Raw genomic sequence first — 16,430 nt, 5'->3', positions numbered from 1 at the left:
TACTACTAGGTTTAAGCAAGAAGCGGTCGCATTAGTCAGCGAACAAGGTTATAGCGCTCCAAAAGCGGCAGGTTTTTTAGGGATCACCGATAAATTACTTTATAGCTGGAAAGCAAAATTAGACGCTGAGTAATCAGGTAACAACTTGAACGCCAAAAATTAGATAAAAATCGTGATTTAATTGCTCAAATTTCAGGTGGTTTTGATAACTCGTTTTGATAACCATTTCAAAATTGACAATAAAAAACGGGAACTAATAAGCTCCCGTTAACTATTTATCAAATCAACAATTACATATGTTTGATAATCGCGTCACCGAACTCGCTACATTTCAGCAGTTTAGCGCCGTCCATTAGACGTTCGAAATCATAAGTAACGGTCTTCGCTTCGATCGCGCCTTCCATACCTTTAATGATTAAATCAGCGGCTTCTGTCCAACCCATGTGGCGTAACATCAATATTTAAAATACTACTTATTTTATTAGTTAATAAGATATATTTTATTGTCAGGTTCTGACTTTTAGCATTGTATAGGCTGTTAAACAATGCTTATCTATCATTAGATCAGTTTAAATTTGCTACCTTAAATACGGAGTAAAAAACTAGAGGAAAAAATATGTATAAAAAGCATACTGCAACAGCTAAAGCATTACACACTACCTTTCAACAAAACCATGAGCAGATGGATTTGCCATTTTTCTATACTTATCCACTTAATTGTTGCCAAGGAGCATCAATAATATTAACGTATCTGTTTTTATATATTCATCTAAATACTGAAATTAATATTGTTAAAGATCCCTCTCGTAAAAATGAACATCATTATTATCATTGGCTTGAAGTTGATAAAAAATTATTGATTTAACTGTTGATCAGTTGATATCTTGGATGAACAAGAATACAACGACCTCTATCCATCAATATATACTGAAAAAATGCATCCTTTAGCAGATTATTGTTTCTATAAGCAACGATGCTCATTTAATGAATATTATCAGATATTTATTACTAAACATACAAATGAAGAGAGTATTGTTGAGGCTTATGGAATAGTGCTGTTGAAGTATTTTGAATTGATGCAATAATTATTGCTTTTTAAGTAGTAGGATTCATAATTTATATCTTTAAGGAAAGATTATGCTAAATAAAGAAGCTAATATTTTAAAAATAATTTGTTATAAAGCAATAAACATTGTATTAAAACTAATCCCATGTGCAATTATTATTTCAGGTCTTATAATTTGGTTCTATTTAAATAGTATTGATCGTTTGGATTTACTAATTGATTCTTTTTCTATTTATAGTGCTTTATTATCATTACTAGTATTTTCAGCAATATTATCTTTTTTAATTGCATTAATACTTATTTTACCAAGTTCAATTCTTATTCTATATCGATCTAACTTTCAAAATAAAATTGGAACGCGTGTTCATATACCCATAGTTAGCTTAATTGTTAATGTGATATTATTAACACTCTTATTATCTAATTTATACCCATCAAATAACGAAACACTATCATCTAATTTATATATAATAATATCAATATTATTATCGCTCGCAGGTACTATTATTATTTCAATACTTAACAATAACTTTAAACTAAAAACAATACTTGTAACATTGTTTGATTCAATAATAATATCACTTTCGACATTATCATTTTCTATTCCTTTTGTATTTTTACTAAGAGATATTTCTGGAGAAAAAACAATCTCATTATTAATAGTTTTATTACTTATGTTTGCATTTACATTCCTATCACTTCTCCCTGCAATTATCTTTTATAATGAAAAAGAATCACAAGATAAAAACATCCTCTCAATAATAAAAAAAACATTAATCGGAATTATTACAGCTATAATATTCACATTTCTTTTATTCCCTTCCCTAGCCATTCAAGTGATTAATATATCATTATATTCCATTGGTTTTATTGATAATAAAAACCACTATTTTTTGATAAACGGTACTAAGTATCAACCAAATATGTTTCCTACCCATCTATGGAATACATCAACACATAAAGAAATAAAAAAAGATTTTTTTATCTATGGTATTAGATTATTTTCAACTGGTAGCAATAATTTAATTTGCCCAAGTAAAATAGGTGAGATGAGGAGTGAAACTAAAAAGACCAATTATGACTTAATAATCAGCAGTGGTAACAACAATAAAATAAAAGAACTAAAAAACATGACTAGTCTTTGTGTTGTTATGCTCTCAGAAGATGCTAAGCAATGGGATAATTTTTTTGAAAAAGAATAAAATATTTAAAAAATAGTGGTTGTAAATTAATAATTACAGCCACTAATAAAGTTATTTCTCTACCTAAAATAGCTAAATATAACTATTTTGACACTTACCAACATCAGGTAATTTTTCTATATATTCAAATTTAACATAAATCTGCAACAGTGATTTAGTATACATGTTGATTCAAAAAAATTTATACCAATAACAATATCACTTTTTCTTAAGAAGAAATAGTAATGTATATACATAGTTCTAAGACAACTTAGTTCTACTTATATATGTACTTATAAACTTAGATAAATATATAAAACTTACCTTTCTCTGCAATTTTTTATGGGTTATTAATCAGTTATATAAAAACACTCACAGATAGTCATATATCCTACTAATATAACACCGTATAGTTTAATTTATTTATCCATCATTAACACACTAATTCTCTTTGATATAACAAAATAAAAACGGCATTATAAAGAGATAAAAATGCAGAGTCTCTGCTTAAAATGATTTTTATGTACTAAAGGAATCTGAATGAACATCAGCAGTAAAACAAGTGAGAAACTTCGAAACTTAATAAATGAAGAGACAGAGTATCGTTCCGGACCTAAATTAGTTAAATTTTTTAATACACTAGGTTTTAATCACTCATATGGACAAGGCTTTCCCTCTCGTTGGAAGTATACAGATGATTGTCTAGATACAATCAATGGAACTCCACGACTTGACAAGTGCATCAAAGAAATATTCAACCCTATCAATTTTATTAGTCGTATTGACGAGTTGGATCGCTTTATTGCCGAATTTAATCAATACCTAGCTTTTGATAAATGGAGAGTTATCAGAAATGGTGCTGAAATAACTTTCGAGAAACTTCATAAAGTGGAGTTAAATGATGATAACTTGCAATCCAGTAATCTATCTGAATCTGATTTTTTAAATCGCGAGTTTAGTGGTTTCACTATCTCTGATTTAGGCTTAGACATTAACGTAACTGAAGTACTTAACAAACGAATTGAAGAAATTGAAAAAACATATAATTCGGCCGCTTATCTTTCTACGATACTAATCGCTGGTAGTACCTTAGAAGGGGTTTTTCTTGGATTAGCTTCTAGTTATCCGCGAGCATTTAATACGGTGAAGTCATCCCCTAAAGGACGTGATGGTAAAGTTCAACCATTTCATGATTGGAATCTTGCAGCCTTTATTAATGTTGCAAAAGATTTAGAACTAATTCAACTTGATACTTATAAGTTTTCACATACTTTAAGAGATTTCCGCAATTATATCCACCCTTATCAACAAATGTTATCGGGCTTCACACCTAGAGAGCATACAGCTAAAATTTGTTTACAAGTGCTCAAGGCTGCAATTACTGAAATGACATCGAATGTTAAAAAACTACGTTCCTAATGCAACCTATTCTTCATTCAATTAATAGTACAGAATGAAATTAAAATTTATTATCGTATAATTTTATAAAAGACTTCGAAAAACTTTTGTTAACTAATTTTTAAAAAGAATTATTCGTAATCCATAAGGCGTATTAAAAAAATAGGAACTTCACATCAACCTGAACATGATGCCCTTGTACTTGTTTCTGATAACATTTAAATAGTGATTTAGATCAACTTCACTGATTTTGAGGAAGTTGATTTAATTTCTTTCTTAGTAATACATAGTAGCGACCAGAACGTGATATTTTGATGTTATGAAACAGTAGAAGATACCAAGCGATACGTTGGAATAAAAATGGTAAGTCGTACGCAGATAAATAACCATCTCTTCGATGTGTTTTATAACTCTTCTGGTTGGATTTTCAGAGCAGGGTTTATTGTTGATTAATCCTTTCTCGCCATCTCGTTCATAAGCTCTTTTCCAAGTATAAAAAGTTTCTCTACTGATCACAAAATGACGACAAGTTTTAGCAATATTTTTACTCTCACGGGCATGATTTAAGATTTTTGTTTTATGTGCAATATCTCGTTTAGCTTTAATATTCATCATATCTGACCTCCGGCTACAATTATAAAAAACTAATTGTCAACCGAAGTCCAGACTTTCATATTTATTTTATTAGTTAATAAGATATATTTTATTGTCAGGTTCTGACTTTTAGCATTGTATAGGCTGTTAAACAATGCTTATCTATCATTAGGTCAGTTTAAATTTGCTACCTTAAATACGGAGTAAAAAAAGTCCAAGTTGTAATTATTCATTTATCCAATCTGGTTCTACGTCACCAAAATCAGCATGCCTAATAGTCTCTAATACTTCAATTTCTTCAACTTCAATATCATCAAAATCTTGAGAAAAATCACCAGAAAGGGTCAACAATATATCAGTATGGTAGGATTCAGTTATAGTACAAACATTACCTCCCATATAAACATAATCACGATCTATCGAATCTTTAACTGAAAAATTAAAACTGGCTTCAATATCAACTTCAACTGTTGCCCCTACTTTTAAAACTATAGTCTCATCATTAATACTTATAACACTAACTTGAACTAATCCATCTGGATCACTATCCAGCACATGAGAAAGATATGTTATAGAAGTATCATCCGTTTCAAAGTGCATATATGAACTTGCTTCAATTAAAATATCATGATTATCAATGCTATTCTCGATAGCCTTTTCAATTTTATCTAATACATGATTATCATCTTCAAGTAGAGAATCCTCCCGAATATGAGCAATAATACTTGCAACCTTATTGTGAGGTTGGAATTTCTCCAACGCTTCAGCTAAAGATGATACTAATGTGATCCTATCTGAATTTTCAGAATAATTTTTCCATCCCTTATCTTGACTAACAGCCACAATATTTATTTCATTTTTTGTAGCCCATCCTTCAAGTGCTAATAGTGCAATGGCATCTGGAAATTCATTTTTTTTGTCTTTTCCTGTTTCAAAGGGGGCCTCAGTAGAAAAATACATTTTCATCAATTCAGGCAGTTCGACATATTCTTCAGAAAGAATTTTTTCAGCACCAATAAACTCATAATATTTTTCTAATCTTTTTTCGGCTATTTCAGCTTCAGTTCCATCAACATATAGTAATTCTCTTGCATTATTAATAATATTAGATTCTATTTTTAATTGTTTATCAGCTGATCTTAATGCCTGGTCAATTAAAGTGCGAGTTTTTAATATTTCTTGCCCAATGTGATTAATAGCTTCATTATGAACGATATCAGTTTGAAGAACCTGTACAGGACTTTCTTTAAACTGCCTCATCTGAGCAAGCATACCTTCATAGAACCTATAGCCTTCACCTTTAAACGTCGCATTATCAATTGTAATTGCACCAAAATCTAATTCTATATTTATATCTTTCATAGCACCTTCTATTTTACGATATACATTTTAATTATAAGTATTTTATACCATAAATATTCTATTAATAAGATGATTTCTATTTAGCTTTAAATCCTAAATATAATAATTTATGCAATTTTATAACTCATTAAGCAATGTTAAACACATTACTCTATCCCAATGATTAACAAATGGAGCTACATCAATAATAGGTCTTAATATAATTTCTTTAGCAGACTCAATGTCTAATTTAATTTCTTGTAATTTTTTAATTTGAGCCAAATAAGTTACTAGTCTTACACTAGCTTCTTTTGAAAACCTCAAGCCCAAACTAAAATCATTAAAATGATTTATCACTCGTTGCTTCTGAGAATTACTCCAATGTTCTGGAGCATGAACAAAATACTCGATAACTCCTGGTTCATTATCTGTATTTGTTATATATCGAGCAAAAATCCATTGTTCATTAAAATAACGATCATTGTCTAAGTATGGCTGAATTACTTGCTCTGATTTACTAATAGCGAAGCTTTCTCCTTTCCCATCCATGTTACAATCTCTACATGAAGGAACTAAATTAACAGGTAATATAGAAAATTGAGGATAATGCGCTTTAGGTAAATAATGATCTAAGTTTCTAGGACGGCCAATTCCTCCACAAAATGGGCATTTTTCGTTAGCTGCTGCAATTAGAACATCATATATTTCGCGACCGGGTTTACCTGATTTAACAAAGTAAGTATTGTAAAGCTTTATTAGCTCCGATTTTCTTAACGTACCTATCACTATTGGATCATCTAAGCCTTGTTGATTAATGGTTGATGAAATTGTATACAACTCTTCAGTTAGAGCTACTGCAATATAGTTTGAAGCCTCATCGCACAGTAAACCTCTATCACTAATAACTTTTTGTAATAATTCATTATTGCCAGTAATACCTAAACAACAATGCTCAAGTACTTGTTCATATGTGTGGGTAGGTTGCTCTAGTTTTAACATTTATTAATTTCTCTATCACGATGTATTACCATTGTTTTTAACAAGGCTCTTGCTTCTAAACCAAGCTGTTCCTTATAATCACCAACTATTTCCTTATATGTACGACCACTATTAACTGATTTAACTAATAAATCATGAAAACCTGATTTAACTACTTCAAGACCAAATACTTCTCTAGTTAATACACCAACATTTTCACCAAATGTTTCAATATCAGGCCTGCTAGCCTTCGTAATTAACCCAATTCTATTGATTTTCCATACACTAGATTTAGGGATTTCTTGTAAAACCACTGGGGAATGTGTAGCTATTATTGATACTCCATTTCGATCATAAAGCAATTCCGATAGGGCTCGAATAAAAGCTGATAATAAAGGTGGGTGAAGATGACTTTCAGGTTCATCAATTAAAACTAGTGTTTTTTCTTCTACAGTTGCAACCAATCTAGTAATAGTAAGTAAAACTACAGCATGACCAGAACTCATTCTTTTAATTGTTTTTTCAGCATTACTGGATAAATTGTTACCCGAAAATTGAGCTAAATCTTTCAATTTCATATTCGCAAAGTTTTCATCAGACTCAAGTGTATCTATCGCTTTTAGCCATCGTTCTCGCTTTGAATCTTGACTAAAACACAAACTAAGGGCTTGGAGAAAATCTTCATGAATATCAACAAGTCCTTTAAGAACATCTCCTTTTTTCTTTAATCCTATATAAAAATAGCATGTTCCCATAGAAGGATTAGGTTGTTCTGTCGGTGGTTCGAAAGGATCAAAAGCACTAAATGAAACCGAAACTAAACTACTAAAATAATCAGTATCTATTGGATTATTATTCCATCCTTCAATATCATAGAACTTAGCTTCAGATTCACCTTTGCTGGTAATAGATTCAATCATTCCATTTAATAATGTGGTTTTCCCTACCCCATTTCGCCCGATAATTGCATGAATATTAGTGCTTGGTCTAGACTCTACCTCTACTTTAAACTTCAACTCGATACCTGACATTCTTTTTGTTTCAGGCCTCATATATTTAAACTCAAAATTAGTTAAAGGGGGAAGCCCTTCCAATACTCTAGAGAACTGTCCCTTTATAACGGATAAACTGACGTCTCTTAGCAATGATATCCGAAAAACATCTTCCTCTTGAGCAAATTCAATTAGCTTAGGGAGATAAACTATATCATTCAATGCATTAAGTAAGTTATTTCTTATATTTTCAGGTAGTATTGAAATATTTTGATAATATTCTAGATCCTGCCCAACAGAAAAATAATCTTCTGGAAGTTGATAAAATCCGTTACCTAATAAAGAATAGGTTGATATATCTGTTGTTTGCCCCTTAAAGCCAATTTTTATACTCCCTATATTATGTAAAACACCTTTTTCATCATGTAGCGATAAATAAAACATGGTTACGAATGAAAAATCATTCCAAAGGTCAACTTCTAAATATGCAGTATTTATTCCTGAACTTGGAATTTTTTGCTTTCTAGGAATTATATTAAGTTTCATCATGAAATTTATATTCTATAAACCTATAGTAAAAATAATGTAGATATACATAAAAGAATTAATATAACCTATTTATGAATTTTAGTCATATATATTAGTTGTAATAACAAACTAATATAATTTATCTTTGAAATCACTTACAATATATACTAAACACGTCATTCTTATAAAGATAATGACTGTTTTTTTTCATTTTTAACCATTATTATTTACGCTACCTTATATCAACATACAAGTATTACCTTCCTAAAAAGGTCACTGATATCTATCTTGCTACTACTATGAAATGAGGAATAGTGCCTTTCAATCCACTGCTAAATAAACCTCATTTCCTCTCCATTGTTATTGATAGTCCTTAATATCAATATATTGCACTACATCATCCGTACTTGAATTTGCACTAGGTCCCGGCAATACCGTTAATTGCCATCACATTGGTGCAATTTTAGTGCCTGAACCGCAACTTCTCATTCAATAACAACATGTTAATAATGAGACGTAGATGTGTAGAGTAATACTCTATGATTTGTTACATAACCATAGACAAGAATTGCTTTTTTTGACTAAAAATCATGTGAACCATTGAGGACATAAAAGTGAATAAGTTGCTCTACAGATATTACCGATGAGCATCACGTATCCGTTCACTCACAAAAAACTGTTTTTCCCGAAAACGAATCTCCATCTTGCGCTTGACCCAATCAATAGGGTCATCCTGATAAGACGCATTCACTAATTGACTTGTTGCACAAACTAAAGGCAAGCTATATAGAGTATCTACACTCCCCTCCCGTAATAACAATTCCATTGATTATCCTCGAGTAAAAGGCAGATCGTCCGTATTAAAGACCAGTGTTCCATCTTCACTGTACAGTGATAACCCCCTACATCTCTTTGGGGTCAAACCATCCCTGAAACGAAAACACACAAATATATGTTTGATTGGGCTGAACTGTATAATTGCTTTTTATGCACTAAATAGCCCACTTCCGCTTGAGAGTTGGTAGCATGATAAAAGAAAAGACAACACACTTATCTAAATGCGGTAATGTTGTCGACGAAGACCTATAGCGTCCACCTTTAAGGTGTTTTTTGTCAAGATATACAATAAGTCATTTGTGTATTACGTATAATCGCACTCCGAAATCCCTGAAAGGCCCACCCCACTTTTATCAAACAATATCCCCCTACATCTTCTTAACACTATCTAACGTTACTTTTTGCCCATTAGATAGCTCTACTGTCACCACACCGTTATTCATCATTCATTGATCCATTGCTCGCAGAAAATACGTCGTATCTGACAATAGCGGTCATACGATTATTAGCATCGCTGTATGAGTTCAGCTCAGTGAGATTAATGCTATAACTGGTGTTTTTTACGGTAAATGTAGCTGGCTGTGAAATGACTAATTCTGTATCGCTATTAACTCTATCCACCATGTAAATAAAATCAGCATTACCATTTTTAATTAAAATAATCGTACCTGAGCGAATAGCAGGATTATTAACTGTCCATTTGGTACCTGTGCCAGAGACAATAGCAGACCCTGACACTATGCTAACAGTGCCTGTTGTGTATATCATGATTTATTTCCTAAATTTATTTTTTTATAGGTGAATTATCTTGGCAATATATTTTGTCAAACATATCAGGGCTAACCCAACCGCCTTGCCATAAACCTGCTTTACCGTATCCGAAATACATATTATTATCATTATTATAGCGATTTAATTTAAAACTCTGATATTTTTCAATAGTCTGAATTTTAATTAAACCAACACACTCCACTGTCTGATAATTTATAGGTTTTCTATCAGCACAGCCTGAAATAAATACCGCAATAGATAATAAAATTATTTTTTTCATAATACCTTCTTAATATCGCTCACATCTATTATTAAGCAAGTAGATGGAAATCTAGATAAATCACGATTTGCACTGCCTGTGCTCCAAAGAACAGCTTCTTTATATCTTACTTGTAACGTATTTCCCACTCTTTTAATAAAAGTATCCATCCAAGCCCATTCAAATCCATCCTCCCATATTCCTCCCATTCCGCCACCAAAAACGAAAGCTAAATCTTTTATATTTGGTAATTGATAATCAATATCTTCTTTCCATGATGCAATAAAATATCCTACTATTTTTAACACCCCCCAATTAGAGTTATAAACAGTCTGTTTTGTACTACTATTTTTTATAACGACTCCATATTTTTCTTTAAAAATATTATTCGGAAAATCACCAAATTCAAATACATCAACACTACCCGAAGAGTCATCATAAGGTTGGGATATCTGGATATTTTTGTCACTTCCTTTTATAGCTCCCCCAATAACTTTAACAAAAACATTGTTAGGTGATACAGCAAATAACTTTGTAGATGAATGTGAGGTGTTCGGTAATTCAGTATAATATCCTTGATTTCCAGATACTATCCCACCTTTCATTACAACAGTCTGCTTTCTAATACAGTTCATAACCGTATTAAAGCTATCTATTTGAACATGGCGATCCTTTCCTTTTATAATAATGCCATATTTACCCATCAATATACTCCATAATATAACCTAATGATGTCATCATATATATCGATTAGGCCATTTCTATAAACATTATCGAGTTCAAGAATAATTACCCCGTTATTAATATTTAAAGTAACATCTCCGGCTAACCCTCTCATAAAGGAAGTCCCAAACCAAGCAAATACTTCTCCATATTTATTTAGATCAGAATGGTCATAACTAAAGGTTTTTTTAGTCATAAGTGGTATAGGAGTAATATCATGCCAACCAACAATTCGGCCGACTCTATCAGATGTATTTAATAAATTAATTCCATATTTTTTAGATTTGATTACCATTCCATAATTATCGCTCATTTGTGATATCACCAATAATAACAACGTTATACCCAGTTTCATCTTTTACATATAAATTTTGATTGGTTAATGTTGTTCCCCCATTACCACCATATATTTCTAATTTGTTATTTTTCACATCAAGAATAAAACCTGACTTTTCGGGAGAATAATTATTGGAAGTAATAGCCTCTGATAACGCGAGTTTTCTGATCATAGCTTTATCAATTAATGCTTCTCGAATAAAAAATTGTCCGTTTTTAGCAGACATAAACAGTTCCATTCGGTTATTTTTGGGATTATAAAATGCAAAGTTATTGGCATTAAATCCAATATAAGAGTTTATTTTTTTATTTTTGATTTCGGCACTAACAATAAAACCAGCTGCATTATATCTAATTCCATTATGGACGATAGTAATATTTATTGAATGTCGAGCATATCCTCCTGATTGTGTAAATTGTGCATTCATCTTTTGATTGAGAATACCTGACTGCTGATTAATTTTAGCTTGGACTTGTTGTTGATAACTTGATTGAGCTTGTTTGATAGAAGAAATTGCTTCCTTTTGAGTAATAATATCAGCTTCCGTATTTTCTATCTGAGTTCGGATCTCATTAATCGTTTTCTCTGTCTGTTTACTGTATTTTTCAAACTTTCGAGATAAATTATATTCATTATAACCTACCCTTTTTATTGTATTTTCATTCCATTCAACTTTTTCATTAAGCTTCTGCCATGCTTGCGTTTCCTGTAATTCTTTATCTAAATTATCTAGTATTTCGCTAGTGTGACTTTCTGGTTGCCCTATTCCTTCCACAAATTCTGAATGCCCTACAGCGTTTATACTGCGAACATAAATATAATAGGTATGGGCTGCCTTTAGGTTACGTCCTTGTATAACCCACATAGAGCTAATACCTAAATAATCAGCACGATTTTCCACATCACGAATATCCGTGATCTGTTTTTCTGAAAACCAAAACTCATACTGTGCTCGTAAGCTATTTTGACCACCAGATCGCGGAATAATCCCTAAACTAAAATAGCCCGACTCAACCTCAATATAACTGGGTGGTAATGGTGGATTAATCGCAAATGAAGTTGTGGCCACCTCGCCTTTTTGTTTCCGATCATTTTGAGGCAGGACGGATAAAACATAATTCCCCTGAGGCAAACCACCAAAACGATATATCGTATCCGTGGTTGAGGCGGTGCCGACAATGCGATCACCAGTGGTTAGTTTTAATAAAAAATCTACCCCTCGACTGGAATAAGGTGTATTCCAACTGGCTTCTACTTGCCATGCACTTTTATCTGATTCGATATCCACAGAAAGGTTTTCAACCGGTGGAATAAATCCACCCAGTGGCGTATCAGGTTTTGGTTCAAATTTAGCCCCTTTATCAACAACAGCCTCTTTTTCTGGCGCGTGTTGCACAGCGATAACCGTAAAACTGCCATCTCCGTTATCAGTCAAGCTGATGGCACGAAATAATCGCCGACGTAAAGACGGAAGTGTTAATGTCCAAATTCCGCCTTCTTGTAACCCTAACGGCAAAGTATCCAGCTTTATTTGATTAGATGCGGGATAGCTCACCACTTCATAAGATTGCGGATCACCTTGAGCATTGATGAGTATGACGCTTGATTTACCACTTTTGGGTGTGTCGATATTGCGATCTAAGGTTAATGTTTGAGAGGCATAATCAATATGTGTTAGACGTCCACCAATTTGATTATCCGCGTAATAATTATCAGCAATTTCGATAATATCACCCGGCATTTGCTCTGTCTGTGCAATTCGTTCTTTGAGTAACCAATAATTTCGGATAGCGGTGTCAGTAGGTCGGGCGGTGGTTGCATCATCCATGCTGGTGGTGGGATTACTGGTGCTTTTTGGACACTCGGCTTTGATATACACCTGCTCAGGATTACGCTCGCTAATGTCACGCAAGCGACTAATTTCATTCTTTGCATTAACAAGCTCCTGTGTGCGCCTTGTATCAAGTTGATTTAGTCGCTCTATGCGTACTTGATAGTCAGTATTGATAGCCTTCTGCTCTTTGAGTGCGGTAGTCAGTTCTTTATTGTTTTCTGTCAGCGTGTTAATTCTTTTCGCTTGTGCATTAATCAGCGCGCAACCACCAGCAACAATCCCCACCATCACAACGACAATGTAAAGTTTCCAGTGTTTCATAATTAGTACCGATGATGTGATATAGCTATCTGACAACGTTTTTCTAAACTGGCTTTATCGTTAACACATGAATTATCAATTGAGAGATAAATGCCACCAGCAACTGTAATGAGTAATGCTAGGATAAAACCGACAATGATGATTAAAGGTTTCCATGACATAGTGCTGACTCCGCATCTCTACGACTGACTAACCCTCGCCATACTTTGCCACCAGCATAAACCCAGCGTTTCATTTCTTCACAAGCGCCATGCTGATCACCAGCATTTAATTTCTTTAGTAGTGTAGAACGTGCAAATGCGCCCACACCTACGTTGTAAGCAAAAGAATAAATAGCGGCCCGTGTATTATCGTTGATTTCAACTTTGATTAGGGGATCTACCTCCCTTCTTACTTTGCTAAGATCTTTTTCAAGTAAAGCTAAACATTCTGATTCTGAATATATTTTATTGGAAATGATGTCAGTACCCGTGTGCCCGAAACAAACAGTGGTAACATTAACGACATCCTTATAAGATTTGGTCTCCATTCCTTCAAAGTAAGCGATCATGCTTACAGTCAAAGCAATTAAGCCACCGGCTGTTGCTGTTTTGATTTTATTTGGTATTTTTGCCACCGATAGTCTCTCTTAATTTGAATTCTTTTCGCTTGAAATATAAATTTGTCAAAAACGTCAGCAAACCAAACATTAGACTCCCTAACACACCAATTGCGGCCCACTGCTCAGAAGAAAAGCCATCTAATAGCTGTTTTAGCCAATATAATGTCCCTCCTGCCGATGCCATATAGGAGGTGCTTGTTGTTATTTTTTCCATACGCATACCACCCCCTTCGGAGTGTCCAGTTTAAAGTTGATATGATTGTTTAATTCGATACACTGATTTTCTTAATTAGAAAATTGAGGATAAATAATGGCACCTATAATTTCGATGCTTTACAAAAAGGAAACTTTTGTACTTTTATATATATCAATGCTTGGATACGGATTAGCGCTATCGCATGAGATTGGATATTCTATATATTTTTCTTATGATATTGAATTTATTCAAATAGATGCAAAATCAATTTATTATGGAATTGTTCAGTCTGCTGCGTTCTTTCTATTGTATCTTGCAGTTTTATGTACGCTAAAGCAGACAAAAACAAATGACAAGCTAAAAACAATACAAATTATCATCTATTTAGGCATAATATTTTTATTTATAACACCATGGGCGCCCAAAAATATATTTACTAATGTAATCTCTACATTTATATTATTTGCTACTCTTTCTATTTTAATCGCTATTTATTACTTTCTGGCAAAAAAAGATGCATTTGCTATACCCGTTCTTTGTGGTGTCGGAACGTTGCTAATTTTTTCACTCTCTGTTTACTTTGGTTTGGTTAAAGCATCATCTGAATCTTTATTTAATGCATTTAAATATGATAATTCAGAATACGTAATAATAAGAATTTATAATGGAAATATTGTTGGAATAAAACTTGAAGGCAAGGAGCTATCCAAAACAGAACATATTTACATTCCGGCGGCTCAAGTAAAACCACTAATCCTTAAAGAGCTTTACATTGAAAGCAAACCAGGGACAGCTAGTTATAAAGATGAATATCCTAAATATCCAGAAAGAAGTTTAGGTCGACTAATTTATAATAATGATAAATGATTTATCCCATATTAAAACAACTCAGTTGTTCGAAATCACCGAACATGTGAACTATCCGAAATTACCAGATAGTTCACATGTAAAAATTACTTATAAATTAATACTTTTATTTCTTGCTCTGTTTGTTCAAAACGCTCTTTCTCAAGCTCCACACCTAATACCTTTCGATTAAGTTTTAGTGCTGCTTTCAGTGTTGCACCTGACCCCATAAAGAAATCAGCGACTAGCTCCCCTTCGCGACTACTTGAGCGAATAATGTGTTCCATCATGGCTGATGGTTTCTCACAAGGGTGTTTACCGTGATAATACTGAACAGGTGGATAATCCCACACATCAGTATAAGGTACATCTACAGTTACAAAGAATGGTCGTCTTAATAACCCATATTCTTTTATTAATTCTTGGTAGTCTTTTTGTAATGTAACCTGCTCACGCTCTAACTCTGTAAACTGGCGGGATAACGGTGATAGTTTTTCGTGTTTATCAGCAATGTGTGTAAACAGTGTTTGTAACTTTTTATAGTCTTCCTCGCTAGATAATTGCCACTGACTATTGCTGAACCAATGACTGCACATTTGCTTACCTGTTGCTTGATTTATCTCCTTAGCACTCACTTGTAGTGCTAAACGAGCATTTCTAAAATAATCAATCAGGGGCTTAAATACGTTTTGCTTTAACTCCTGGCATTTTAAAGAAAATTCAGAACCTTTAGCGGTGATTGGCTTTTGATAATGTTCAGCAAAGAGTATCCGCTCTGTTGAAGGAAAAAAGGTGCGTAGGCTTTCCTTATTTTGTTTTTTCCATGGCCCAGATGGTTTAGCCCAAATAATATGGCTTAATACATTAAATCGCCCGCGAACAAGCAGTTCAGTATCTGATGCCAATTTAGAACCACAGAATAAATATAAACTACCATTGGGTTTTAATACTCGCCAGAATTCAACTAGTACCTCATCAAGCCAAGACAGATATGCCTCAACATTATCCCACTGGTTATCCCATGCACACGATTTCACTCTGAAATACGGTGGATCCGTGGCGATTAAATCAATATAATTGTCAGGTAATGTTTTTAATATAGCTAATGCATCATTATTGTATAATTGCATCAATATCCTTTATCTAAATAATAAAAAAGCCAGAAACTATTAGTCCCTAGCCTTTAACTTTCATTAATATAAAAAGTAGAGGGTAAATTGGCCTATTTATTTTATATAACTATCTATTAAGCATTTTTTCAATCTTACTCGTATCTTCGTAAACCTCAGCAACAGTAATATTTTCACCATAAAAAATCCACTACCATTTCATCTAGCAGATGTAACTATTCTCTTCACTATCTCATCACATATACCTTATCTTTTATGTCGGAAAAATTACCATCAATCTTTTTTTGATGGTATGCAATAATTAATTAACCCTCTTAGTTGTTCTTTTATAAAACTCTCCATGCTTTAAAATAAAACCCGCCATTTCTAATTGTGTAAGTAAAAACTCACAACTTTCATAACTTAGTTGTGTTTTAGTAACAATTTCTATTATATTATTCCCCGTATATTGGGATATCATTTCTAATATATCATACGCCTGAATTGTCATATCGTTC

General features: G+C 32.8%; 18 protein-coding genes and 3 pseudogenes. 5 read left to right on the top strand and 16 right to left on the bottom strand.

All coding sequences use genetic code 11. From position 1 onward, the window contains the following. Positions 1-124, top strand: a pseudogene (locus AACU95_RS17910) (transposase); the annotation flags it as partial. A gap of 166 nt (positions 125-290) precedes the next feature. On the opposite strand, the pseudogene AACU95_RS03055 reads toward AACU95_RS17910, so the two are convergent. After that, positions 291-458, bottom strand: a pseudogene (locus AACU95_RS03055) (isocitrate/isopropylmalate family dehydrogenase); the annotation flags it as partial. Between the two features lie 158 nt (positions 459-616). Between AACU95_RS03055 and AACU95_RS03050 the strand changes: the two are divergent. The 3 genes from AACU95_RS03050 to AACU95_RS03040 all read left to right on the top strand — a co-directional run bounded on the left by AACU95_RS03050 (position 617) and on the right by AACU95_RS03040 (position 3,666). Further along, entirely contained in the window at positions 617-865 is a 249-nt protein-coding gene (locus AACU95_RS03050; RefSeq protein WP_049206374.1) for a hypothetical protein, read from the top strand. A gap of 272 nt (positions 866-1,137) precedes the next feature. Continuing rightward, positions 1,138-2,268, top strand: coding sequence for a hypothetical protein (locus AACU95_RS03045; RefSeq protein ID WP_237612024.1), 1,131 nt, complete (start codon positions 1,138-1,140; stop codon positions 2,266-2,268). Positions 2,269-2,787: 519 nt separating this feature from the next. Further along, positions 2,788-3,666: a hypothetical protein gene (locus AACU95_RS03040; RefSeq protein ID WP_004247897.1), complete on the top strand. Its 879-nt coding sequence runs from the start codon at positions 2,788-2,790 to the stop codon at positions 3,664-3,666. A gap of 99 nt (positions 3,667-3,765) precedes the next feature. Here the strand turns inward: AACU95_RS03040 and AACU95_RS03035 are convergent. From AACU95_RS03035 to AACU95_RS02965, 13 genes and pseudogenes are all read right to left on the bottom strand, one after another. Next, positions 3,766-4,260, bottom strand: a pseudogene (locus tag AACU95_RS03035) (helix-turn-helix domain-containing protein); the annotation flags it as partial. Positions 4,261-4,464: 204 nt separating this feature from the next. Continuing rightward, entirely contained in the window at positions 4,465-5,601 is a 1,137-nt protein-coding gene (locus AACU95_RS03030) for a PIN domain-containing protein (protein WP_049206348.1), read from the bottom strand. Positions 5,602-5,718: 117 nt separating this feature from the next. After that, positions 5,719-6,579, bottom strand: a complete 861-nt coding sequence (locus AACU95_RS03025; protein WP_141192232.1) for an HNH endonuclease — start codon at positions 6,577-6,579, stop codon at positions 5,719-5,721. Beyond that, on the bottom strand, positions 6,573-8,099 hold the full coding sequence (locus AACU95_RS03020) for an AAA family ATPase (protein ID WP_237612022.1): 1,527 nt from the start codon (positions 8,097-8,099) through the stop codon (positions 6,573-6,575). The genes AACU95_RS03025 and AACU95_RS03020 overlap by 7 nt, the downstream gene beginning before the upstream one ends. A 616-nt stretch (positions 8,100-8,715) precedes the next feature. Then, positions 8,716-8,904, bottom strand: a complete 189-nt coding sequence (locus tag AACU95_RS03015) for a hypothetical protein (protein ID WP_237612021.1) — start codon at positions 8,902-8,904, stop codon at positions 8,716-8,718. 446 nt (positions 8,905-9,350) lie between these two features. Beyond that, positions 9,351-9,683 carry a hypothetical protein gene (locus tag AACU95_RS03010; protein ID WP_141192233.1) on the bottom strand — a complete coding sequence of 111 codons (333 nt, stop codon included), beginning with the start codon at positions 9,681-9,683 and terminating at the stop codon, positions 9,351-9,353. Between the two features lie 16 nt (positions 9,684-9,699). Beyond that, a complete protein-coding gene (locus tag AACU95_RS03005) occupies positions 9,700-9,966 on the bottom strand; it encodes a hypothetical protein (protein WP_141192234.1) in 267 nt (88 codons plus the stop codon). Then, the gene (locus AACU95_RS03000) at positions 9,963-10,649 is read right to left on the bottom strand and encodes a hypothetical protein (protein ID WP_161737171.1); all 687 of its coding nucleotides are present in this window, start codon (positions 10,647-10,649) and stop codon (positions 9,963-9,965) included. The genes AACU95_RS03005 and AACU95_RS03000 overlap by 4 nt, the downstream gene beginning before the upstream one ends. After that, positions 10,649-10,981, bottom strand: a complete 333-nt coding sequence (locus AACU95_RS02995; protein WP_036970230.1) for a hypothetical protein — start codon at positions 10,979-10,981, stop codon at positions 10,649-10,651. The genes AACU95_RS03000 and AACU95_RS02995 overlap by 1 nt, the downstream gene beginning before the upstream one ends. Next, a complete protein-coding gene (locus tag AACU95_RS02990; RefSeq protein ID WP_165715138.1) occupies positions 10,971-13,160 on the bottom strand; it encodes a lysis system i-spanin subunit Rz in 2,190 nt (729 codons plus the stop codon). The genes AACU95_RS02995 and AACU95_RS02990 overlap by 11 nt, the downstream gene beginning before the upstream one ends. Positions 13,161-13,162: 2 nt before the next feature. After that, positions 13,163-13,321, bottom strand: coding sequence for a hypothetical protein (locus AACU95_RS02975; RefSeq protein WP_165715137.1), 159 nt, complete (start codon positions 13,319-13,321; stop codon positions 13,163-13,165). Further along, the gene (locus AACU95_RS02970; RefSeq protein ID WP_243412661.1) at positions 13,303-13,776 is read right to left on the bottom strand and encodes a lysozyme; all 474 of its coding nucleotides are present in this window, start codon (positions 13,774-13,776) and stop codon (positions 13,303-13,305) included. Before AACU95_RS02970 ends, AACU95_RS02975 begins: the two co-directional genes overlap by 19 nt. Beyond that, on the bottom strand, positions 13,757-13,981 hold the full coding sequence (locus tag AACU95_RS02965; protein WP_141192376.1) for a class II holin family protein: 225 nt from the start codon (positions 13,979-13,981) through the stop codon (positions 13,757-13,759). Before AACU95_RS02965 ends, AACU95_RS02970 begins: the two co-directional genes overlap by 20 nt. Before the next feature lie 90 nt (positions 13,982-14,071). Between AACU95_RS02965 and AACU95_RS02960 the strand changes: the two genes are divergently transcribed. After that, the gene (locus AACU95_RS02960) at positions 14,072-14,824 is read left to right on the top strand and encodes a hypothetical protein (protein ID WP_161737169.1); all 753 of its coding nucleotides are present in this window, start codon (positions 14,072-14,074) and stop codon (positions 14,822-14,824) included. An 86-nt stretch (positions 14,825-14,910) separates the two neighbouring features. Here AACU95_RS02960 and AACU95_RS02955 read toward each other — a convergent pair whose 3' ends face one another. Together AACU95_RS02955 and AACU95_RS02950 are read right to left on the bottom strand one after the other, a co-directional pair. After that, complete coding sequence (locus tag AACU95_RS02955; RefSeq protein ID WP_141192378.1) at positions 14,911-15,933, bottom strand: DNA-methyltransferase; 1,023 nt, start codon at positions 15,931-15,933, stop codon at positions 14,911-14,913. A 301-nt stretch (positions 15,934-16,234) separates the two neighbouring features. Beyond that, on the bottom strand, positions 16,235-16,430 hold a 196-nt coding region (locus AACU95_RS02950; protein ID WP_237612020.1), incomplete at its 5' end, for a hypothetical protein.

The sequence above is a fragment of the Proteus sp. G4415 genome (assembly GCF_963896075.1).
In the GTDB taxonomy this organism is placed as follows: domain Bacteria; phylum Pseudomonadota; class Gammaproteobacteria; order Enterobacterales; family Enterobacteriaceae; genus Proteus; species Proteus mirabilis.
The sequence above is the reverse complement of the archived record's forward strand: the minus strand, read 5'-3'. Positions and strand labels throughout refer to the sequence as shown.

Excerpts from the sequence above, each read along its gene's own strand:
- AACU95_RS02955 (WP_141192378.1), bottom strand. The coding sequence starts at position 15,933 with ATGCAATTATACAATAATGATGCATTAGCTATATTAAAAACATTACCT.
- AACU95_RS03025 (WP_141192232.1), bottom strand. The coding sequence starts at position 6,579 with ATGTTAAAACTAGAGCAACCTACCCACACATATGAACAAGTACTTGAG.
- AACU95_RS03045 (WP_237612024.1), top strand. The coding sequence starts at position 1,138 with ATGCTAAATAAAGAAGCTAATATTTTAAAAATAATTTGTTATAAAGCA.
- AACU95_RS03050 (WP_049206374.1), top strand. The coding sequence starts at position 617 with ATGTATAAAAAGCATACTGCAACAGCTAAAGCATTACACACTACCTTT.
- AACU95_RS02960 (WP_161737169.1), top strand. The coding sequence starts at position 14,072 with ATGGCACCTATAATTTCGATGCTTTACAAAAAGGAAACTTTTGTACTT.
- AACU95_RS02995 (WP_036970230.1), bottom strand. The coding sequence starts at position 10,981 with ATGAGCGATAATTATGGAATGGTAATCAAATCTAAAAAATATGGAATT.
- AACU95_RS03040 (WP_004247897.1), top strand. The coding sequence starts at position 2,788 with ATGAACATCAGCAGTAAAACAAGTGAGAAACTTCGAAACTTAATAAAT.
- AACU95_RS02990 (WP_165715138.1), bottom strand. The coding sequence starts at position 13,160 with ATGAAACACTGGAAACTTTACATTGTCGTTGTGATGGTGGGGATTGTT.
- AACU95_RS03005 (WP_141192234.1), bottom strand. The coding sequence starts at position 9,966 with ATGAAAAAAATAATTTTATTATCTATTGCGGTATTTATTTCAGGCTGT.
- AACU95_RS02975 (WP_165715137.1), bottom strand. The coding sequence starts at position 13,321 with ATGTCATGGAAACCTTTAATCATCATTGTCGGTTTTATCCTAGCATTA.
- AACU95_RS03015 (WP_237612021.1), bottom strand. The coding sequence starts at position 8,904 with ATGGAATTGTTATTACGGGAGGGGAGTGTAGATACTCTATATAGCTTG.
- AACU95_RS03000 (WP_161737171.1), bottom strand. The coding sequence starts at position 10,649 with ATGGGTAAATATGGCATTATTATAAAAGGAAAGGATCGCCATGTTCAA.
- AACU95_RS03030 (WP_049206348.1), bottom strand. The coding sequence starts at position 5,601 with ATGAAAGATATAAATATAGAATTAGATTTTGGTGCAATTACAATTGAT.
- AACU95_RS02965 (WP_141192376.1), bottom strand. The coding sequence starts at position 13,981 with ATGCGTATGGAAAAAATAACAACAAGCACCTCCTATATGGCATCGGCA.
- AACU95_RS03020 (WP_237612022.1), bottom strand. The coding sequence starts at position 8,099 with ATGATGAAACTTAATATAATTCCTAGAAAGCAAAAAATTCCAAGTTCA.
- AACU95_RS03010 (WP_141192233.1), bottom strand. The coding sequence starts at position 9,683 with ATGATATACACAACAGGCACTGTTAGCATAGTGTCAGGGTCTGCTATT.